Source organism: Methanoregula sp. (genome assembly GCA_026625165.1).
GTDB lineage: Archaea > Halobacteriota > Methanomicrobia > Methanomicrobiales > Methanospirillaceae > MVRE01.
Genome location: CP112999.1, coordinates 1,298,085 through 1,316,411 on the forward strand (window position 1 = coordinate 1,298,085; position 18,327 = coordinate 1,316,411).

At 52.9% G+C, this 18,327-nt stretch carries 16 protein-coding genes; 5 read left to right on the top strand and 11 right to left on the bottom strand.

Going from position 1 to position 18,327, the window contains the following annotated elements:
* The first annotated feature begins 42 nt into the window (after window positions 1-42).
* Window positions 43-711, top strand: a complete 669-nt coding sequence (gene tpiA / locus OS112_06820; GenBank protein WAC04180.1) for a triose-phosphate isomerase — start codon at window positions 43-45, stop codon at window positions 709-711.
* Between the two features lie 203 nt (window positions 712-914).
* Here tpiA and OS112_06825 read toward each other — a convergent pair whose 3' ends face one another.
* The gene (locus OS112_06825; protein WAC04181.1) at window positions 915-1,469 is read right to left on the bottom strand and encodes a CBS domain-containing protein; all 555 of its coding nucleotides are present in this window, start codon (window positions 1,467-1,469) and stop codon (window positions 915-917) included.
* 962 nt (window positions 1,470-2,431) lie between these two features.
* Between OS112_06825 and OS112_06830 the strand changes: the two genes are divergently transcribed.
* The 4 genes from OS112_06830 (at window position 2,432) to OS112_06845 (ending at window position 7,355) form a co-directional block, all read left to right on the top strand.
* Window positions 2,432-3,241, top strand: coding sequence for a RimK-like ATPgrasp N-terminal domain-containing protein (locus tag OS112_06830; protein WAC04182.1), 810 nt, complete (start codon window positions 2,432-2,434; stop codon window positions 3,239-3,241).
* Window positions 3,238-4,110, top strand: coding sequence for an ATP-grasp domain-containing protein (locus tag OS112_06835; GenBank protein ID WAC04183.1), 873 nt, complete (start codon window positions 3,238-3,240; stop codon window positions 4,108-4,110). Before OS112_06830 ends, OS112_06835 begins: the two co-directional genes overlap by 4 nt.
* A gap of 8 nt (window positions 4,111-4,118) precedes the next feature.
* The gene (locus OS112_06840; protein ID WAC04184.1) at window positions 4,119-5,228 is read left to right on the top strand and encodes a glutamate-cysteine ligase family protein; all 1,110 of its coding nucleotides are present in this window, start codon (window positions 4,119-4,121) and stop codon (window positions 5,226-5,228) included.
* Window positions 5,229-5,300: 72 nt separating this feature from the next.
* A complete protein-coding gene (locus OS112_06845) occupies window positions 5,301-7,355 on the top strand; it encodes an acetate--CoA ligase family protein (protein ID WAC04185.1) in 2,055 nt (684 codons plus the stop codon).
* Between the two features lie 20 nt (window positions 7,356-7,375).
* Here OS112_06845 and OS112_06850 read toward each other — a convergent pair whose 3' ends face one another.
* The 10 genes from OS112_06850 to OS112_06895 form a co-directional block, all read right to left on the bottom strand.
* Window positions 7,376-9,058: a PAS domain S-box protein gene (locus OS112_06850; GenBank protein WAC04186.1), complete on the bottom strand. Its 1,683-nt coding sequence runs from the start codon at window positions 9,056-9,058 to the stop codon at window positions 7,376-7,378.
* A gap of 164 nt (window positions 9,059-9,222) precedes the next feature.
* Window positions 9,223-9,723, bottom strand: a complete 501-nt coding sequence (locus OS112_06855) for a hypothetical protein (GenBank protein ID WAC04187.1) — start codon at window positions 9,721-9,723, stop codon at window positions 9,223-9,225.
* Between the two features lie 77 nt (window positions 9,724-9,800).
* Window positions 9,801-10,145, bottom strand: coding sequence for a MarR family transcriptional regulator (locus OS112_06860; protein ID WAC04188.1), 345 nt, complete (start codon window positions 10,143-10,145; stop codon window positions 9,801-9,803).
* A gap of 24 nt (window positions 10,146-10,169) precedes the next feature.
* Window positions 10,170-10,406: a ribonucleoprotein gene (locus tag OS112_06865; GenBank protein ID WAC04189.1), complete on the bottom strand. Its 237-nt coding sequence runs from the start codon at window positions 10,404-10,406 to the stop codon at window positions 10,170-10,172.
* Window positions 10,407-10,621: 215 nt separating this feature from the next.
* The gene (fbp, locus tag OS112_06870) at window positions 10,622-11,719 is read right to left on the bottom strand and encodes a fructose-1,6-bisphosphate aldolase/phosphatase (protein WAC04190.1); all 1,098 of its coding nucleotides are present in this window, start codon (window positions 11,717-11,719) and stop codon (window positions 10,622-10,624) included.
* Window positions 11,720-11,772: 53 nt separating this feature from the next.
* Window positions 11,773-12,912 (bottom strand): class II fructose-bisphosphate aldolase, encoded by a 1,140-nt coding sequence (locus OS112_06875; protein ID WAC04191.1) that lies wholly within the window; start codon window positions 12,910-12,912, stop codon window positions 11,773-11,775.
* A gap of 23 nt (window positions 12,913-12,935) precedes the next feature.
* Window positions 12,936-13,841 carry a fructose-1,6-bisphosphatase gene (locus OS112_06880; protein ID WAC04192.1) on the bottom strand — a complete coding sequence of 302 codons (906 nt, stop codon included), beginning with the start codon at window positions 13,839-13,841 and terminating at the stop codon, window positions 12,936-12,938.
* A 384-nt stretch (window positions 13,842-14,225) separates the two neighbouring features.
* A complete protein-coding gene (locus tag OS112_06885) occupies window positions 14,226-15,266 on the bottom strand; it encodes an ATP-dependent 6-phosphofructokinase (GenBank protein WAC04193.1) in 1,041 nt (346 codons plus the stop codon).
* 188 nt (window positions 15,267-15,454) lie between these two features.
* Window positions 15,455-15,898, bottom strand: a complete 444-nt coding sequence (locus OS112_06890; protein ID WAC04194.1) for a hypothetical protein — start codon at window positions 15,896-15,898, stop codon at window positions 15,455-15,457.
* A 21-nt stretch (window positions 15,899-15,919) separates the two neighbouring features.
* Window positions 15,920-18,307, bottom strand: a complete 2,388-nt coding sequence (locus OS112_06895; protein WAC04195.1) for a CDC48 family AAA ATPase — start codon at window positions 18,305-18,307, stop codon at window positions 15,920-15,922.
* Between the last annotated feature and the right edge of the window lie 20 nt (window positions 18,308-18,327).

An 18,327-nucleotide genomic window follows, 5' to 3' on the forward strand; every position in this document is an offset into this window, starting at 1 on the left:
TTTCAACCGGAATGCTACATTACAGTCTGGGAGTAAGTAACCATGTCCTCACCGCTGATCCTCATCAACCTCAAAACGTACAAAGAAGGGATGGGTACCCGTGCCCATGCGATAGCCACGGCAGCGCAGATGGTCGCGCAGGAAAGTGGCGTCTCCATTGGTGTCGCACCGTCGTATATCGACCTCCACCCCCTCGCCCATCATTTTATGATCCCGGTCTATGCCCAGCATGTGGATGGCACGGAACCCGGCGCCCATACCTCGCAGATCACTGCACACGCGATCAAGGCTGCCGGTGCGAACGGTTCGCTGGTCAACCACTCGGAGCGCCGCCTGAGCCTTGCCGATATCGAGGCATCAGTCCGTGCGCTCAAAGCCCAGAAACTGGTCGCCGTCGTCTGCTCAAATAACGAGAGCACAAGTGCCGGTGCAGCAGCGCTAGGTCCGGACTATGTTGCAATCGAGCCCCCGGAGCTGATCGGCAGCGGGGTTTCGGTCTCAAAAGCCAACCCGGAGATCATCAGGCGGTCCGTTGCCGCCGTGCATGCGGTGAACGGGAACGTGAAAGTGCTGACCGGGGCAGGCATCCAGTCCGGCGAATGCGTAAAGATCGCCGTTGATCTGGGAACCGACGGGGTATTGCTCGCGTCCAGTGTCGTGAAAGCACCCGAACCGGCAGTAATTCTCAGAGACCTTGTTTCAAAGCTCTGATGGCCTGGTGACACCGATAACTATCACAAGCGGGTGTTTATTAAGAATAAAAACCGCATTCCCTTTCCAAAAATCAAAAATAATTTTGGGTAAGGTAACATTCCTGCCCCTGACTTTTCTTTTTTTAGTGGTTTAATTGGGACTATACCCTGATTTTTTGTTCTTTTTGGACCGGCATCGTGCTGTTGTTCCCTGTTCCGGTATCAGGTGAGCAGGGAGATCAGGTCATGCTTTGTGATCACACCCCGTACTGCTCCACCGTCAATGACGAGCACCGCATGGTTCTGCTGCAGGATATCGATAACCGTCTCAATATCCATATCCGGGGGAACCGTTGGAAAACCCGGCTCGATGAAGTCCCGCACATAAAAAGGCTGGACCTTATGGAGGCGCTGCTGCCCGATTGCCTTGACGATGACAGACTCCGATATGCAGCCAACCGGTACGCCATTATCGATCACCGGCAACTGGGAGATGTTGTTCTTTTCAAAAATATCCAGCGTCCGGGTGATCGAATCCCCGGGGTTAACCGCGATCACGGGTGTGTGCATAATCTGCAAAGCGGTCACCCGTTTCTGTTCCGCGCTGTTGAGCACGGTGATGATCTTGTTGAGCGTGCTCACCCGCGGGTCCACATTCCCTGCTTCTATCCGCGCAACCATCGACTGGCTGATGCCGGCGCGTTGGGCTATCTCGGTCTGTTTCATCCCGAGCATCTCGCGCCGGCTCCGTAACTCATCGGGAGTCGGGATGTGCATGATATATTACTGATGGTGATATAAGATAATGAAGTTTATTAACACGGCTTTAAAAGGCTCTGTAGAAATGCTTAGAAATTTCGGCTCCTAACGCTCTTGGGGGAATTAATCGTCGCTGGAAAGCGAGGATTGATTGGAGAAACCATATCAATGGTTTCGACCTTTCTGCCGTTCACGCAGGGAAGGGCAAACTGGAGAAGATATCCATCAGGATGTCTTCGATATGCGACTCTAAAGGAGCACGAGAAGACATCTGTTGGGATGTCTTCGATATGCGACTGTAAAGGAGCACGAGAAGACATCTGTTGGGATGTCTTCGATATGCGACTGTAAAGGAGCACGAGAAGACATCTGTTGGGATGTCTTCGATATGCGACTGTAAAGGAGCACGAGAAGACATCTGTTGGGATGTCTTCGGGTTACATTGCCCCCGCCGCTGCCGCATCCCCCGCAATGCGATATCACTGGAACAAGTCAGGGCAATGTGGATAATAGAAACGAGGTTTTCTACAGAGCCTGTTAAAACTCTTTTTTTTTAAACAGGAATGAGAGGCAGAGCCTTTCAGGCAGGTCTGATGAGAAAGTCCCGGCTTTTTCATGCCAGATTAAAAATTTCTGATTTTTTTTACCCTGTCACGTTTGTTCCAGTACCCAAAAATTCTAATAACCTGTTTCATGCATAGTACATACAACAAATAATCCACAATTCTTGTGGATTAGTGTTCATACATGGGCGAAAGTCTCCTCAGCGATGATGATGACGATGAGAACCATCGGTTCTTCTCCTTTTCTATACGGTTTCAGCGTCAACTGTATTTGAGAGAACGGGCCAGGCATTTATGCCTCTTTGTCACTGGTGTCCTCAACTGCGTTTCTCATAAACTCACGGTCATCCCCTTACAAAAAATATCCCCTTCAGCCTCCATCCCATGTACATACCCAGAGTCCGGGCTGATCCTTTCATGAATGAACGGATGGAGCGACCGGGTGTCCTGAAACCCGGCAGGGTTTCCAGCCCGGTTGCCCCCGGACAGGTGCAGGGGATTTTTCCTGTTGAAAGGGAGAAGGGCCTTCTGCCCCAGCCCGTCAGTGTCCCCGCCACTTCCAGGAAGAACGGGATAAAAACACCGGTAAAACGGGACCAGGGGCTGCTGAAGGATTCACTCTTTGTTATCAGGCGCAACGATATCCACCACGTCATCTCTGAAAACTACTATTACAAGACAGAGCCCTACTACACGATCCTTAAGCATGAACTTGAAGGAAAACAGGTGGAGCCACGCAGCAGTGCAGTCCTCGATGCCTACGTGATCCCCCTCTGCCTTGAACGGGCAGCATCGGCCGGAGTCCCCGTATGCGAGTGGGGGATCTCGCAGGCATATGTCCCCCTCCCCGCTATCCTGTACGGGCTGAACTATTTTTCCACCACCCTTGACTATTTCGTCATCAATGATAACGAAAAGGCAAAGGAGGTGATCCGGCACATCACCAACAACGGGAAATATCCGTTCTGTTACCAGAAATATCCTGAAGGATCAGAGATCTCCACGTGCATCGCGATCTTCGGCCGGACCCTTGGCACATGCCCCGCTGTATCAGAGCATGCTAAAAAGATCTATGAGCTGTTCCATATCCCTCTGGTAAAACTGGTCTTTATCAGGAACGGCACGGACTACGCCCTCTCCTCCCTTTCACCAACCCGTTATGCGCAGCTCTCTGAAGGTGAGCGGGTTCTGCTCTCCGCATACCTTGCAAACCAGGAGTTCCTATGAGCAGGCTCGGCATCTTTGTCGACCGGAAAACCCTTTCCAATTCCGAGCAGCTCACCGCGCTCATCCGGTGCCGGGACGTAGCCGAAGGGCTTGGCCATAACGTCGATTTTATCTTCCCGGTCGATATCAACAAGATCAAAAAGATGGACGCCCTGTTCATCCGCGCCCGCACCGACCCGATGAACATCACGTATGTCGCGGCACGGATCGCCAGCTTCCACGGGATCCCGGTAATCGATGACCCGGAGTCAATCCAGATCTGTTCCGATAAGATCAACATGTATTCCCACCTGAAAAAGAAACGGGTGTCGATCCCGGAGACGGTTTTTCTCTCAAAAAATGACCTCAACGTCGAGACTGTGGCGCGCCTTTTTGACGAGCTGGGTTCCCCGCTGGTTGTCAAGGAACCATCCACCTCGTTCTCGCTGCGGGTTGAGAAAGTCCACGAGGTTGCAGATTTTTTCAAAGTGGCAAGGAGGTTCATCAAAATGTCGGACTGGATCGTAGTGCAGCAGTTCATTGAAAGCAAATATGACTGGCGTGTCGGTGTGCTTGACGGAAAACTCCTGTACGCCTGCAAATATACCATCCCCTCCGTAACCTTCAAGATCCAGGCTTCCGTGAACGGGCACCTTGTCTATTGCGGTGTTGAATCCATCCCACCGGATCATGTCCCGCCCCATGTGATCCAGCTGGGGATAGACGCGGGAAATGCCATAGGGAAGGGACTTTACGGGGTCGATATCAAAAATAATAACGGGGATGCCTACGTAATCGAAGTGAATGATAACCCATCGCTTGAAAGCGGTGAGGATACGTGTTATCCTTCGGTCTACCAGACCCTTGTCTCGCACCTCCTCAAAACGTGAATTTTCCCATGACCATTGGAACTGAACATGAATACTCCATCAATGATATGGAGTTTAACCCGCGGCCGGTATCAGACCAGATCATAAAAAAGATATGCGGGCGGGTCGAGAGCGAGATCCTCTTCGGGGACGTAAAGCTTTCAAAGGAACTCCAGAAAACAGTACTTGAGTTCATCCCAAAAAAGCCCGAACACAACCTTGCCCCTCTTGAAGAGCACCTGTATAATGGCATCCGGAAATTTTCCAATATGTTCCACGGTAAATACCAGCTCCTGGGGCTCGGTATGCACCCGACGCTGACCCTTGACAGGACCGCCGTCTGGGATCATGACGAGGGGGACTATTATGAGGTTTATGACAGGCTGTTTGACATACGCCAGCACGGGTGGCTGAATATCCAGGCACTCCAGATCAACCTGTCGTACGCCCATGAGCATGATCTTGTCTGCATGCATAACCGGATCCGGGCGCTCCTGCCCTGTCTTGTCGCTGTCACTGCGTCCTCACCCATGGTCGAAGGACGGCTGACCGGCAACGCGGACAACCGGCTCATTTATTACCGGGAGAACCAGAAGGAGATCCCCCGGATATGCAACAGGATAATCCCCGGGCAGATCAGGGAGGTCGCAGATTACCATGCAATGCAGCAGGAAATTTTTTCCAGCCTCCGGGAATGCGGGGCAGGAATTCTCTGCGAGGAATGGGTAAATTCCAGCGGTATCATCATCCGGTTCTCCCGCAGGTGTCTTGAGATAAAAGCGCTTGACGAGCAGGAATGTATCCGTTCGGATATGGCGGTCTGTGCTTTTGTACGGGCGTTGCTGCGGTGCAGCGCACCACTGCCTCCCATCGACCATGAGGGGCTCATCAGCCTTCTTGAAGAGGCTGTCAGGGAAGGTACCCGTAATTTGCGACCCGAGCTTGAGCAGTTGTATGCCTGCGCATGGCAGCACGCAACCGATGAAGAACGGACCTACCTGCCGGTTATCCGGAACCGGATCGAGAACGGGAGCCTTGCTGAACGGATGCGCGACCGGTACGAGAACGAGGGAGATATCGTGCCCATAATGAACGATATGGCCCGGTGCCTTCTTGATAACCACCCATATGGCATGTGACCAGTCACCATTTTTTACAACAACACTCTTAACCAACCCTGCCAAGAATTGTAGTAGGAGGACTGAAAAGAATTGTCCAGTACGCTTATCCGGGAAGCAGAAGGCTACGAGTTATTAAAAAAATGCGGAATCCCTGTACCCCGCTATGAGATTGCCCGATCAGCTTTAGAAGCCGCAGGTGCGGCTGACCGTATCGGCTATCCGGTAGTGCTCAAGATTATTTCCCGGCAGATCGTCCACAAAAGCGATGCCATAGGCGTGATAACCGGTGTCGGAAACGCAGCCCAGGCCCGCGAGGCATATGATTCGATCCTGAAAAGTGCTGCCCGGTCAACACCTGCCGCGGTGATTGAGGGGGTGATGGTGGAACAGCAGCTCCCGCCCGGGCTTGAAATGATTATTGGAGGGAAGACTGACCCGGCTTTTGGAAAGGTGCTCACGGTTGGGATCGGCGGCACGCTGGTGGAGCTGCTCAGGGACGTTGAAACCCGTGTGCTCCCCATCGACAAAAATGAGATTGTTTCCATGATCCATGGACTGCAGGGGTATCCCCTCATTTCAGGATACCGCAACGAGCCCGCACGGGACGAACAGGCATTGGTCGCCATGATTGAAGCCATTGCCAGTCTCTTTTTGTCGCGCCCTGATATTTCGGAGTTTGATATCAATCCCCTGATCCTGTACGGGAAAGGCGGGTGTGCAGTGGATGCACGTATCTATATGGGGGAAAGCCCGCACCCTGAACCCACGCAAACCGGAAAACAGGCTATATCCGGCCTGCTGACAGTGAAATCGATCGCTGTGGTCGGTGCGTCCCCGGAACCGAGCAAAGTGGGGTATGCGATCGTGCGGAACCTCCTCACCTTTCCCGGTTCGCTCTATCCCGTCAACCCAAAACACCCGATGATCCTCGGGCGGAAAACCTACCCGGCACTCGGGTCCATACCGGGCGAAGTGGATATCGCAGTCGTGTCAGTCCCCGCCCGCATCGTCCCGCAGATTGTGCAGGAAGCCGGAGTGAAGGGAATTCCCCTCGTCATCATCATCTCCTCCGGTTTCCGGGAAAGCGGCCCGGAGGGCAGACTCCTCGAACAGCAGGTCATGTCGATCGCCACCCGGTACGGCATCCGGATCATGGGCCCGAACTGTCTCGGGCTGATGCTTCCTTTGCAGGGAATTAATACCACATTTGACCCGGTATCGCCACGGCCGGGAAAGATCGCGTTTATATCCCAGAGCGGTGCGATCATCACTACCATCGTGGACTGGAGCCTGCCCGAAGAGATCGGGTTCTCTGCGGTGGTAAGCGTGGGAAACCAGGCCGACTTAACGTTTGAGGATTTCATCCAGTATGCCGGTTCCGATCCAGATACCAAAGCGATCATCCTGTACATCGAGCAGATCCATGACGGCAAACGGTTCATGGATATCGTGCGCACAATAACCCCGAAAAAACCCATAGTGGCGATAAAATCCGGCGCATCGAAGATCGGGCAGAAGGCGGCATCGTCGCACACGGGGTCCCTTGCCGGGAGCAACGAGGTATACCTTGCTGCATTCCGTCAGACGGGTGTGATCCCGGTGCAGTCGATACGGGAAGCGTTCCAGGCAGCAGAACTGCTCGCTTCAGAGGGATATCCCAAAGGTGTGCGGGCGGTGGTGATCACAAACGCCGGTGGATTTGCAGTGCTCTCTTCGGATTATGCCGAACGGTTCGGGATTGACCTTATTGAATTCCCAAAAGAAATTGTTGCCGATCTCAATGCCGTGCTTCCCGCGGACTGGAGCCGGGAAAATCCTATCGATATGGTCGGGGACTCCAGTGCGGAACGGTACGCCCGCACGTTCGATGTGATGATAAAAAACCAGGATCTGTGGGATGTCGCATTTGTCATCGCGGTCCCCTCCGCGATCTCCGACCCGCTCCGCGTTGCAAATGAACTCGTGCGGTTCTCCAAGCATACCCACAAGATGATCGTAGGCTGCATGATCGGGGGGGACTCGATGAAGACCCCGCTGCGTATCCTGCGGGATGCAAACATCCCCAACTTCCCTGACCTTGAAGACGCATTCAGGGCAGTCGGGAATATCTGCACAAACACGGGCATGTGCTGCCGGTTAAAATAAAAATTTCAGGGAGGAGCAGGTCAGAGGCTGATCTTTTTTAATATCTGGCCATTTTTAAAAATCGTGATCCCTCCGCCGCTCTGCGAAACGACGATCCCGACTGATTTTGTGACACTGGTCATTGCAGCAACCGAGTTGTGCCGTGTTCCCATCCCTTTGGGAAGTGTTACGCCGCTTGTATCAACGGTGATGTACCTGCCGGAGGCAGTAATGAACCCATCCCCGGTGACGACAAATGCCCCGTCGAGCTGGGCAAACTCCTTGATGTTCTCCTTGAGGTCCGGGTTGGTCACAACCCGCATTTCGGGGGGATGGCCTTCAAAAGAATTCAGCATGATCTGCCGGGACTTGCTCATGACATTTTCGGCATCCCCGACAAGGAATGTCGTCCCTACTGACTTACCCTCCCTGCCTTCAATGGAGATCTCGGTGCAGATATGGAAGATGGTGTCAAAAACATCCTCCCTTATATCAGTGTCAGCCACCACCTGGTCCTTCCACGTATCCGTGCTGATCCTGATCTCGGAGCTCCCGCGCCGGCGGTCGGTGATATCGTTTCCGATGCAGAGCACCTGCACGATCCGCCCCTCTTCATCCCGGATTGCCTTGTTGATCCACGCAATCCAGACAGGGTCGCCGTTTCTCCTTACGTTCTCCATGACATTGATCGCATACCCTTCCGCATTGAACCCGAGATCGTTTGCCATCATCGAGAGGTCATGGCCGGAACGCGATTTCCGGGGAATGATCGTTCCGACAACATTCTTTCCGATCACGTCTTCTGCGGCATAATCAAAGAACGAGAGGGCATAATTATTCAAAAACGCAATGTTGCCAAGAGTATCAATCCGTATGATGATGCTCTGGGTGTTCTGCATCATCTCCCGGTACTTCACCTCGCTTTCCTTGAGGGCATCGGCAAGCCTCCTGCGTTCGGATATGTCAGTGGCAATGAAGGTCCCTCCTTTTGAGATATCATGGGGATCGATTGCCTGTGCCTGCACCTGGCAGGGGACCGGGACCTTATCCCTTCTGATGAGATCGCAGTCGGCCCGTACCGTCCCGCCGGAATCCTTCTTAATCCGGAGATCACGGAGGAACTGGTCATACTCCTCATGGTTCTTAAAGATCATCCTGATATCTTTTCCGACGATTGCGCTCTCGTCATATCCCAGCATTGCTGCAAATGGGCGGTTCACCCATTCAAGGATATGATTGCGCATCTGGAAAATTCCCAGCTGCGTTGCAGAGAGGATGGCACTCAGTTGTTCATTCCGTGCCTTGATCTCCCGGTCAGCCCGCCTGCGCAGCATCGTCTGTTTGACAAGCATCACGAGGTCTGTCAGCGGCGAGCGGGAATCACCTGTTTTCGGGAGCGGCAGCTCAGATCCGGCGATCACCTCGGCGATAACGACCTTGTCTTTTCCCCTCCGGGCAAGGACGATAAACGGGGTTGCGTTTCCCTGCGACTTGAGATATTTTAAAAATTCGATGCCATTCATATCTGAAACAAACTCGATGCCATTGACATCCGGCACCTGTTCAAAGCAGACGATCACGTCATAGACCCGGGATTTCAGCTTTTCAAGCGCCTGTTTTGTGGAATGGACGATTTCGAGCCGGATCTCGCCGGATTTCTCAAGGACGGACCGGGCGTGCGCCATCAGTTCGGAGGCATCATCAACAAAAAGGACAGTGATCATGAGAATTCCCCGCACTCGACCGACGGTACACTTCTATTTAGAGGTGGAGGTTTGTGCAATAAATAGTTGTTGAGAAAATGGTGCTTATCAGTTTTCAGGTGACTGAAATTGGACGGGATTGATCGATCAGGTTGAAAAATCTATAAAAAAAAGCCGGGTCCATGTCACTCAGTATCTTCTGGATTTTCCTCGTCAGACATCTCCTCGTCATCCTCGGGCCCGGGTTTCTGGTGATACAGCAACCAGCCAGTGATAAATATGATGGGGACACCTATCGGGATGGAAAAACCACCGGTAAACCTTCCCAGTGCCGAGAAGCAGTACATGATCCCGCCACCGATCACAAAAAGGGATGCTGTCCTTAATAGTCCGGATCGTTCGTAGATCCACGCGCAAAGGGTGATTAAAATCCCTGTAAGCAGGAGGACACTGCCTAACGTCCAGGACGATGCTGCCAGAATGTTGTAGATCCCGGTTGTCCTGCCCTCCAGTATATAGAAGATATCCTTGTAACACAGAATGATACTCGATCCAATAGGAGACTGCTGGTACCGCACAAGGGCCCATTGAACATTGACCAGCAGCCAGTCGCCCCACATGTAGACATTGAGTGGTATTAAAAAAATAAAAGCCTGAAGAGCCAGGAGATATTTGTACTTCGCCATGATGAACAGGGTACTATGTTTTTGAATTGGTAATGAGTATACCGAAAGAGTGTGAAAATAATTTTTTGTAAAAAAGGTTATTCCTTGCCGTGCTGTACAATGGCCAGTTGGTACATCCAGTCCATGAGCGGGTGGCATTCTTCGACAATGCACTCAAGCTCACAACCGATGCAGGGTATGAGCTCATCGCCCGCGAGAAGGTCACGCGGGTTGACCGGAAGACGTTTTACCCGTAAAAGGTAGGTCTTTACCCCGTCCTTTTTGTATTCGATCCTGTCGATAAGCCCGGTCTCTTCAAGTTTTTTTACTATCCGCGAGCATTTCCTGCTGTCCACGCCTAGTTCCTTCCAGAGCTCACTCTGGAGCACGCCTTCCGGCCTGGACTGGATCAGTTTCAATCCCTCTTCTTCAGGGTCTCCCATAGGTTCCTCAGGTGAATAGGTCCCTCAGATAAGCGGGGCGATCGTTAAGATATTGTTACCCCGGATCACGACCGTGCCAAGGCTCCTGCCCCGCTGGTTGTCCACAAACTCAATCGTCTCGTCCATGTGGATGTTTAAATATTCGTCCACGGCGACAAGGCGGCCCTGCAGCTTGCGCCCCTCGTCCTTTATCTCAACGGATATCTTCGAATCCACGAGGGCAAAAACTTTTTTTATCGGCAAAACAATTCCGTTAACCATCTGCCCTAATTTGGTGAGCAAGATAATTTAAAGTTTGCTTATCGGGAAAGAAACTGGGTATATCCCCTCATGGCACCGTATGCATACCAAAAAGTTGCTTTGTCTCTATGGCAGTTGAACCTTTACCAGGAACTGATGCACCCAACCAAACCTGTTTTTGTCAGGGAATGAAAAAGAAAATAGAATTTTTTTTTTAAATAAGGCCTGAATGCCGGTTATTCCCCGATGGGCTCCCACCGTTTGGCAAGTTCTTTTTCAACAGACGGGAGCGTGGTATATTCCATCTCTTCGAGCGAGAGCCTGTGCGGCTCAAACGGCCCCTGTGCCCGGATGACATCGGCAAGTTCGTTGCACCGCGCCCGCACCCGGTCAAAACCGGGATCATCGAACATGTCCGCCGGCCCAATCAGCTTCCCGTTGCAGACCTGGAAACCAAAACACAGGACACGGGGGGGCCCGTCGAAACGGGTGCAGTTGGCATCGGGGAGCCCGACCGGCATGAACGGCCCGTGATGGGACCCCCGCATCCAGCCGGCGACCAGCACCGGTGTGCAGAACGGATCGATCACCTCGCCAACTGCAGGAAACCCGCTCTGGGAACGGACAATCATCACCGGGTCGTCTTTTCCAACGTATTTCCCGGCGAGCAGGCTTAAGCGCTGCGTGCTCGTTGAAGCGGCAATTGTTCCATCTTTTTTAAATACATGCTTGATCACGTACCGCGACGGGGCGCCGATATAGGCAAGCATGCTGTAGAGCTCTTCTGGCATGCTGAACATGATCCTGCGTTTTTTTATCAAATCGTGGACTTCAAAGACAAAACCCCTGTGCATCGACGGGTCGATCACAAGCCCCGGTGTATTGAAGGGATCCGCAAAGATCTTGTATAAAAAAAAGTTCCATGCACCCGGCTCGGTCTTGTCCGCCATGAAGACAAGAACGGGATCGGAGGCGCGTTCTTCAAACTCCATCTCGGCTACGCCGGGGCCCAAACCCCTGATGTTTCCTGAAAAAGCATCAGAGAGCATGTCCTGCCCGGCGCCATAGAGTTTGAGGTCTTTTGCTATCTTTGTGCATTCAAGGAAAGTGTCCCATGCAAGCTTGTGGACTTTTTCGTTGTCCACACCATGGGTATGCGTCATGATCAACTCGAGGTCATCCCCACAGTGGGTGACAAACGAGTCGATCAGCAGCTTGCCCTCCTGCGCCCTGAGCATCTGCGCGGCTTTCTCAAGGAGCCGGGGGTGGGTGCGGGAGTGCCCGGGAAAACTTCCCACATCTGCCTTGATAACGGATATAGTGGTCTTGGACATAAAAACTCACAGTTAGAAATCTCCCGTTGATACAAAAAGATTATGGTGCAGGTTTACCCAAGAGTTCTTCTGACCAGGGACGCGGTCCCCTGCGAGCTGAACGCTTTGAAAAAGACGAGGCTTTCCGCGTATGCCATTGCCTGTATCGCATGTTCGGTGTCTTCCCCGACAGAATAGATCTCTTTATAAAATTCCTTTATGGCAAATTTGCAGTTGCCGTCAAAGATCTGCCGGTCTTTCTTCCCGGGATTTGCCGGCCGGTATTTTTCAATAGTCCATTCCTGGATGTCTTTATACAACGCAGGTTCGTACACCTTCAGCGTGGAAAAGACAACGTCCTGCCAGAAAGTCCCGACATTTCCCTTGATGATGTCGCCCTTGGGGAAATGCAGGTTGATCAAGTCCCTCGGAGTACCGGTGATCCCGTGCTGTGCGATGCCGACTTTAAGGTTGTTGTCCCGGAGGGCTTTTGCAATCTCCTTTGTGCGGGGGATATCGATGGAGAGCTGCTCGACCACATTCCCGTTCGCATCGTAGGTATGCCCGTGGGTGCTCCCGTTGGCAATCGCAATTGCATTGGGATATACCCCGTTCCCGTTGAGGGCTTTGATGAACTCAACTGCTTCCTCCGGTTTTGTCAGGATTAGCCCTTCCCCGTCCTTCCTGCCGATCTCGCCAACTTCCACTTCGAGGCCGAACTCCTTTCCTTTCATCTTGTTTTTGATATAGAGTGCCAGATCGGATGTGACCTGTATATTTTCCCTGAGCTCGTCTTTAACTGTCTTTCCTTCAAAATTGAAGAGGTGGGAGGCATCGATGGCAAAGGAGGTGTAGCCTGCCGCGATCTGGGCATCGATCAGCTGTTTTGTCCCTTCGATCTCTGATGTGTCCCCTTTCTTTATCGTGATATGGTCGGCATGGAGTGCCCATGCATCGAACTGCACTGCCTTTGCGGCCGCCCGCATCTTTTCAGAGAAATCACGGGGAGTTAAGCCGGTATATCCTCCTTTTAAGTCGCTCTCGGACCGGGCAATTTCCATGAACAGTGCAGAATCCGTATCTTTCGCCGCCTTAAAAATACCCTGTGCCACCGAGGCAATGCGGATATTTGCGGCCATGATAATGGCTTTTTTTCCGGAAATACCGGAAAAGATTGCCGAGCCGGGGATTGGACCATACTCGTTCTGTTTCATAATCCTGATCACTACTCTGGTTTTCACGCTTTGTTCATTAACGTTTCAATGAGGGTGATCTCCTTCCTGCCCCCAACGTAGATCGGGGTGACCTGGCCGACCGATTCCGGCTTGATGGTAAGGATATCATCCTTCCCGTTGCTGACCGCCCCGCCGGCCTGGCAGATGATCATCCCCATCGGGTTTGCTTCGTACAGGAGGCGCAGCTTTCCTTTCTCTTTCCCCTTGAAACCCGGGTAGGAGAAGACGCCCCCCTTGTGGAGGATCTGGTGCACATCACCAACGAAACAACCGCTGAACCGGAGCTTGTACCCTTCCTCTTCGAGAGCATGGATCCACTTCGCATGGGCAGGGAGGTAATCTTTCCGGAGCGCGCCGGGTGCATAGATCTTCCCTTCCGGAATCCTCATGTCCTTGTGCCGCAGTACAAAATTGCCCGACTCATTCATCACGAACTCGTGCACGCCGTTTCCCGTGGTGAAGGTCAGGGTTGTGAGCGGCCCGTAGAGGATATAGAGGGCAGCAACCATGGAGAGCCCCTTGTTGAGGACATGGCCGGGATAGATGCCGATGATGGAGCCCACACAGAGGTTCACATCAAGCAGTGATGAACCGTCCAGGGGATCGATGACGACCCCGAACTCATGTTTCGGGTTGTCGACTTCAATGATCTGGGACTGTTCCTCCGTGGCGATGTAGCGTGCGAGCCGGGTCTTCTTTAAGCCGGAGATAAAGATTTCATCGGCATACTTGTCGAGGACCATCTGTTCTTCGCCGAACTGGTTGAGTGTGATCTCCTCTGACGGGGTCCTGGGGATAGTACAGAAAAAACCGTTTCTGACGTTCCTGGCCTGTTCGCTGAGAAAGAGAATGAGTTCAATTAGGTTTTTTTCCGTACCCGTTTCGATAAGGAAATCTTTGAGTTTCAAGTTCTCCACCATTACCTGTTCCAAAGAGCCTGCAACCACGGGAGATCCGACAGGACTCCCTGATATATATAGTCGTTTGATTGGGAAGCTTATCAGGATTCTTATCTGGTCAGATAAGTCCCGGCCATTTTTTTGGATACCATTGATACATAAGGCGATAACCTGATTTGTTTTACAGACAGGTTTTTGATGAACTGCTCGTTCCGGTAAATCCTTGAATTAGTTGGATCGGGCGCTCGTGGTATCCGGGGTTTCCAGAGTTCAGCCGGACAAATCACGGGTAAAGGTTTCGGAATAAAGATTCGGACTTTTCCGGAAAATTGAGAATTTCCAGGACATGTGAAGTGGTTCATGATAACATGGCAGAGCGGTGTTTGTGGCTTTTTATTTCTTTCCGCCAATTACCGTCATGGCCAGCTCATAGAAGTCCGGGTCAACGGTTTTTAACTGGTTGACGGCGGCCTCCAACGGGATACTGGTAATGCGGTTTCCCTGCAATGCAACCATCCTGCCGAATTCGCCTTTATAAACGAGATGAACTGCGGCAACACCGAACCGGGTGGCAAGGACGCGGTCGAATGCAGTCGGCGAACCACCCCGCTGTACATGCCCGAGAATGGTTACGCGTGTCTCAATGCCAAGACGGCGTTCCAGTTCTTTTCCAAGAATGTTGCCCACTCCGACAAATTTTTCGTGGCCGCATTCATCCCGATCGTGTTCAGATACTTCTGGAACGCCAATATCCTCCGGCTGCACCCCTTCTGCAATCACGACAATGGAAAATTTTTTGCCTGCATCGTACCGGGCCCGGAGTTTCTGGCAGACACCCTCCATGGTAAAACGAACTTCCGGGATCAGGATCTCATCAGCCCCCCCGGCAATACCCGCAGTCACTGCAATCCACCCGACTTTTCGCCCCATAACCTCAACAACAATGATCCGGTGATGGGACTCGGCAGTCGTGTGGAGCCGGTCGATTGCCTCTGTTACGGTATCTACTGCAGTATCAAACCCGAATGTCACGTCCGTTCCGCTGATATCATTATCTATTGTTTTGGGGATACCTACAAGAGGGATACCCAGGTTTGAAATGTCCCGCGCCGCCGAGAGAGTGCCGTCACCGCCAATGACCACAAGGGCATGGATACCGTATTTTTTTATATTCTGCCGGATTTTCTGCAGGTCAGACGTCTTTAGCAGAGGGTTCATCCTTGATGTGCCGAGGATCGTCCCGCCCTTGGGAAGGATTCCGGAGACCGAGAAATCCGTGAGCGGTTCCACGTCGCCGTCAATAAGCCCCAGCCACCCGTTCCGTATCCCCAGCGTTTCAAATTCATATTTTATCCCGGACCGCACGACTGCCCGGATCACCGCGTTGAGTCCCGGACAGTCGCCACCCCCGGTCAGGACACCGATTGTTTTCATCAGATCGAACACTCCTGTGTTCATGGTTCCCTGCTCATGTATATTTTAATTGTCATACCTGTGCCGGCCGGTTCAACGGTTCTGCACAGGGCTGCAGGGGGACCGCAGTTTGGGATCAACCCTTCAATATTGCGGGAAAAACCAAGTGAAGGTTAAAAAAGAGTTGTGAGTTGGACTTATGGTTTGCGTTATCCTTCTTTTTCCTGTTCACCGGGAATGGTTGTGAATGATACTTCAAGCACACCGTTTTTCAACGAGTAGTGCATCGAAGCAGGGTCAACCGGCGGCAGGAAAGCGGTTGTGGCATAGTGCTGTCCCATACCATCTGCGTCAATTGCCAGCGTTTCTCCCTTAAGGTCCAGCTTAATCGTAGTGCTGTCTGCACCAGGCAATTCAGTTACCACTTTCACTTCATTGCCAATCCTGTGCACCTCGGGGACCGGCCCGTTGGGGTCGCTGGCAGGGGGGATTCTGCCCCCCACAGGGTTCTGTGGCATCCCTCCACGCCGGATGATAATATGGTAACCCGATGCACGGGGAGGCATTCCGGTAATCCCGCGATTCATCTCAGCAAACATCTGTGCCATCATCGCATCCATCTGGTCGAAAATGTCCTGCGGGTCTTCTATCATAAGTTTTTCACCTCGGTCTGGTTACTTTTTCTCCATCTGTTCTTCAATCGATTCTGTCTGCTTCTTAATCTCGGCAAAGTCTTTTTTCCGCTGGAATGTCTGCCTTCGCAATCCATCGACTGCAGCCGGATCAACCTTTGCTGCCGTCAGCCCGGATCGTTTGATTGTGGACACTGCATGTTCGAGCACCGTGCGCTGGTCCTGGTTATAGAGCATCTCCCATGCCTGCCGCTCGGATTTTTCGATCGCGTCCCGGTCAAGCGAGCCCCGTACCTTGCCCATCGCGGTTTCGAAATGCTTCTTTGTGATCATCACATTCTTGATTGCATCCGTCCGCTCCTGTTCGTTCTTGTCTGCCATTGCGATGATGAACTCGCGCATCGCACCCATCTTTGCCTCGCGGACGAGTGCTTCAATATCGGCACCGACATATCCTTCGGTCTGTTTTACAAGTTCTCCTGTGTCTACGTCCTTTGCAAGGATCGCCCCGGATTCGCCGAGATAAACCTCGAAGATCTTCCTGCGGCTCTCTTCATCGGGCGCCGGTACGTAGATGTGTCGCTCGAGCCGCCCGGGGCGCAGCAGCGCATCGTCCAGCATATCCGGCCGGTTTGTCGCTGCCAGCACCGTCACGTTCTTGAGTTCCTCCATCCCGTCCAGCTCGGTGAGGATCTGGGAGACCACGCTCTCGGTTACGTGGGACGACCCCATGTACGTGCCCCGCTTGGGCACGAGCGCGTCGATCTCGTCAAAGAAGATTATGGACGGGGACGCCTGCCGGGCTTTCCGGAAGATCTCGCGCACACCCTTCTCTGATTCCCCCACCCACTTGGATAGGAGCTCCGGACCTTTGACTGCGATAAAGTTGCACTCGCTCTCGTTTGCCACTGCTTTGGCAAGGAGCGTCTTGCCCGTTCCCGGAGGGCCAAACAGCAGGATTCCCTTGGGTGGCCTTGTCTGGAGTTTCTCGAATACATCAGAGTATTTCAGCGGCCATTCGACGGCTTCACGCAGCTCCTGCTTGACATCCTCGAGCCCGCCCACCTGTTTCCAGGTAATATCGGGGACCTCGACGAGCACCTCGCGCATGGCAGAGGGTTCGACATGCTTCCTTGCCTCGTCAAAGTCCTCTTTATTTACCTTAAGCGCATCGAGAACCTCGTCGGGGATCTCTTCATCAATCTTGATCTGAGGGATTACCTTGCGCAGCGCATGCATTGCAGCTTCTTTAACGAGCAGTGCGATGTCGGCTCCGACGAATCCATGCGTTGTGTTGGCAAACTCCTCGATCTTTACATCGTCTGCCAGCGGCACACCGCGGGAATGCACCTGGAAGATCTCCAGCCTGCCTTTCTTGTCAGGTATCCCGATCTCGATCTCGCGGTCGAACCGGCCGCCTCTCCGCAGCGCCGGGTCAATGGAATCGGGAAGGTTTGTCGCTGCAATGACGATGACCTGCCCGCGCCCTTTGAGGCCGTCCATGAGCGCAAGGAGCTGGGCAACCACCCGCCGCTCGACCTCCCCCTGCACCTCAGCGCGTTTTGGCGCGATTGCATCGATCTCGTCGATGAAGATTATCGCCGGTGCGTTCTGCTCGGCTTCCTCAAACTTCTCCCGCAGCCCTTTTTCGGATTCCCCGTAATACTTGCTCATGATCTCCGGGCCGGAGAGCGTGATGAAGTGGGCGTCCACCTCGTTTGCCACTGCCTTTGCAATCAGGGTCTTGCCCGTGCCGGGCGGCCCGTAGAGCAGCACCCCCTTGGGAGGCTGGATACCCAGACGTTCAAAGATCTCCGGGTGACGGAGCGGAAGCTCGATCATCTCCCGGACGAGCTGGAGTTCCCTCCCAAGGCCGCCGATATCCTCGTAGTGGATATTTGAAGTATCCTTCTTGCCTTCCTCTTCCTTGTACGGTTCCTCCTTGAGTTCGATCTCGGTCTCATCGGTAACTATCGCTATCCCTTTTGGATTGACCTTTGCGATAACAAGCGTGATTGAATTTCCGATAACGTCAACCCTGACTGTCTGGCCCTCGATTACCGATCGCCCGCGCAGGAGCCGGGACAGGTACTGTTCTCCACCAACCAGCCGTATCGGCTGCGTTGGCTGGATGACCACCCTCTTTGCGTACGCGGCTTCGGATTTCCGGATCTTCACCTTTTCATCAATACCGGTGCCCACGTTCCCACGGATGTTGCCATCTATCCGGAGGATTGCCCCCCCGGTATCCTGAGCAAACCCGGGCCATACGATTGCCGCGGCTTTCCGCTTGCCCTGAATCTCAATAACATCGCCGGACACAAGCCCCAGCTTCTTCATCACCTCGATACTCACCCGCGCGATGCCGCGCCCTGCATCGTCGTGGGCTGCTTCCTTTATGGTTACTTCTGTGAATTCTTTTTCAGTCATCGTAAAATCCTCCTCAAATC

Coding starts and splice junctions, on each gene's coding strand:
- tpiA (WAC04180.1), top strand. CDS start 43: ATGTCCTCACCGCTGATCCTCATCAACCTCAAAACGTACAAAGAAGGG.
- OS112_06860 (WAC04188.1), bottom strand. CDS start 10,145: ATGGGAGACCCTGAAGAAGAGGGATTGAAACTGATCCAGTCCAGGCCG.
- OS112_06825 (WAC04181.1), bottom strand. CDS start 1,469: ATGCACATCCCGACTCCCGATGAGTTACGGAGCCGGCGCGAGATGCTC.
- OS112_06840 (WAC04184.1), top strand. CDS start 4,119: ATGACCATTGGAACTGAACATGAATACTCCATCAATGATATGGAGTTT.
- OS112_06850 (WAC04186.1), bottom strand. CDS start 9,058: ATGATCACTGTCCTTTTTGTTGATGATGCCTCCGAACTGATGGCGCAC.
- OS112_06895 (WAC04195.1), bottom strand. CDS start 18,307: ATGACTGAAAAAGAATTCACAGAAGTAACCATAAAGGAAGCAGCCCAC.
- fbp (WAC04190.1), bottom strand. CDS start 11,719: ATGTCCAAGACCACTATATCCGTTATCAAGGCAGATGTGGGAAGTTTT.
- OS112_06885 (WAC04193.1), bottom strand. CDS start 15,266: ATGAAAACAATCGGTGTCCTGACCGGGGGTGGCGACTGTCCGGGACTC.
- OS112_06830 (WAC04182.1), top strand. CDS start 2,432: ATGAATGAACGGATGGAGCGACCGGGTGTCCTGAAACCCGGCAGGGTT.
- OS112_06835 (WAC04183.1), top strand. CDS start 3,238: ATGAGCAGGCTCGGCATCTTTGTCGACCGGAAAACCCTTTCCAATTCC.
- OS112_06890 (WAC04194.1), bottom strand. CDS start 15,898: ATGATAGAAGACCCGCAGGACATTTTCGACCAGATGGATGCGATGATG.
- OS112_06855 (WAC04187.1), bottom strand. CDS start 9,723: ATGGCGAAGTACAAATATCTCCTGGCTCTTCAGGCTTTTATTTTTTTA.
- OS112_06875 (WAC04191.1), bottom strand. CDS start 12,912: ATGAAACAGAACGAGTATGGTCCAATCCCCGGCTCGGCAATCTTTTCC.
- OS112_06865 (WAC04189.1), bottom strand. CDS start 10,406: ATGGTTAACGGAATTGTTTTGCCGATAAAAAAAGTTTTTGCCCTCGTG.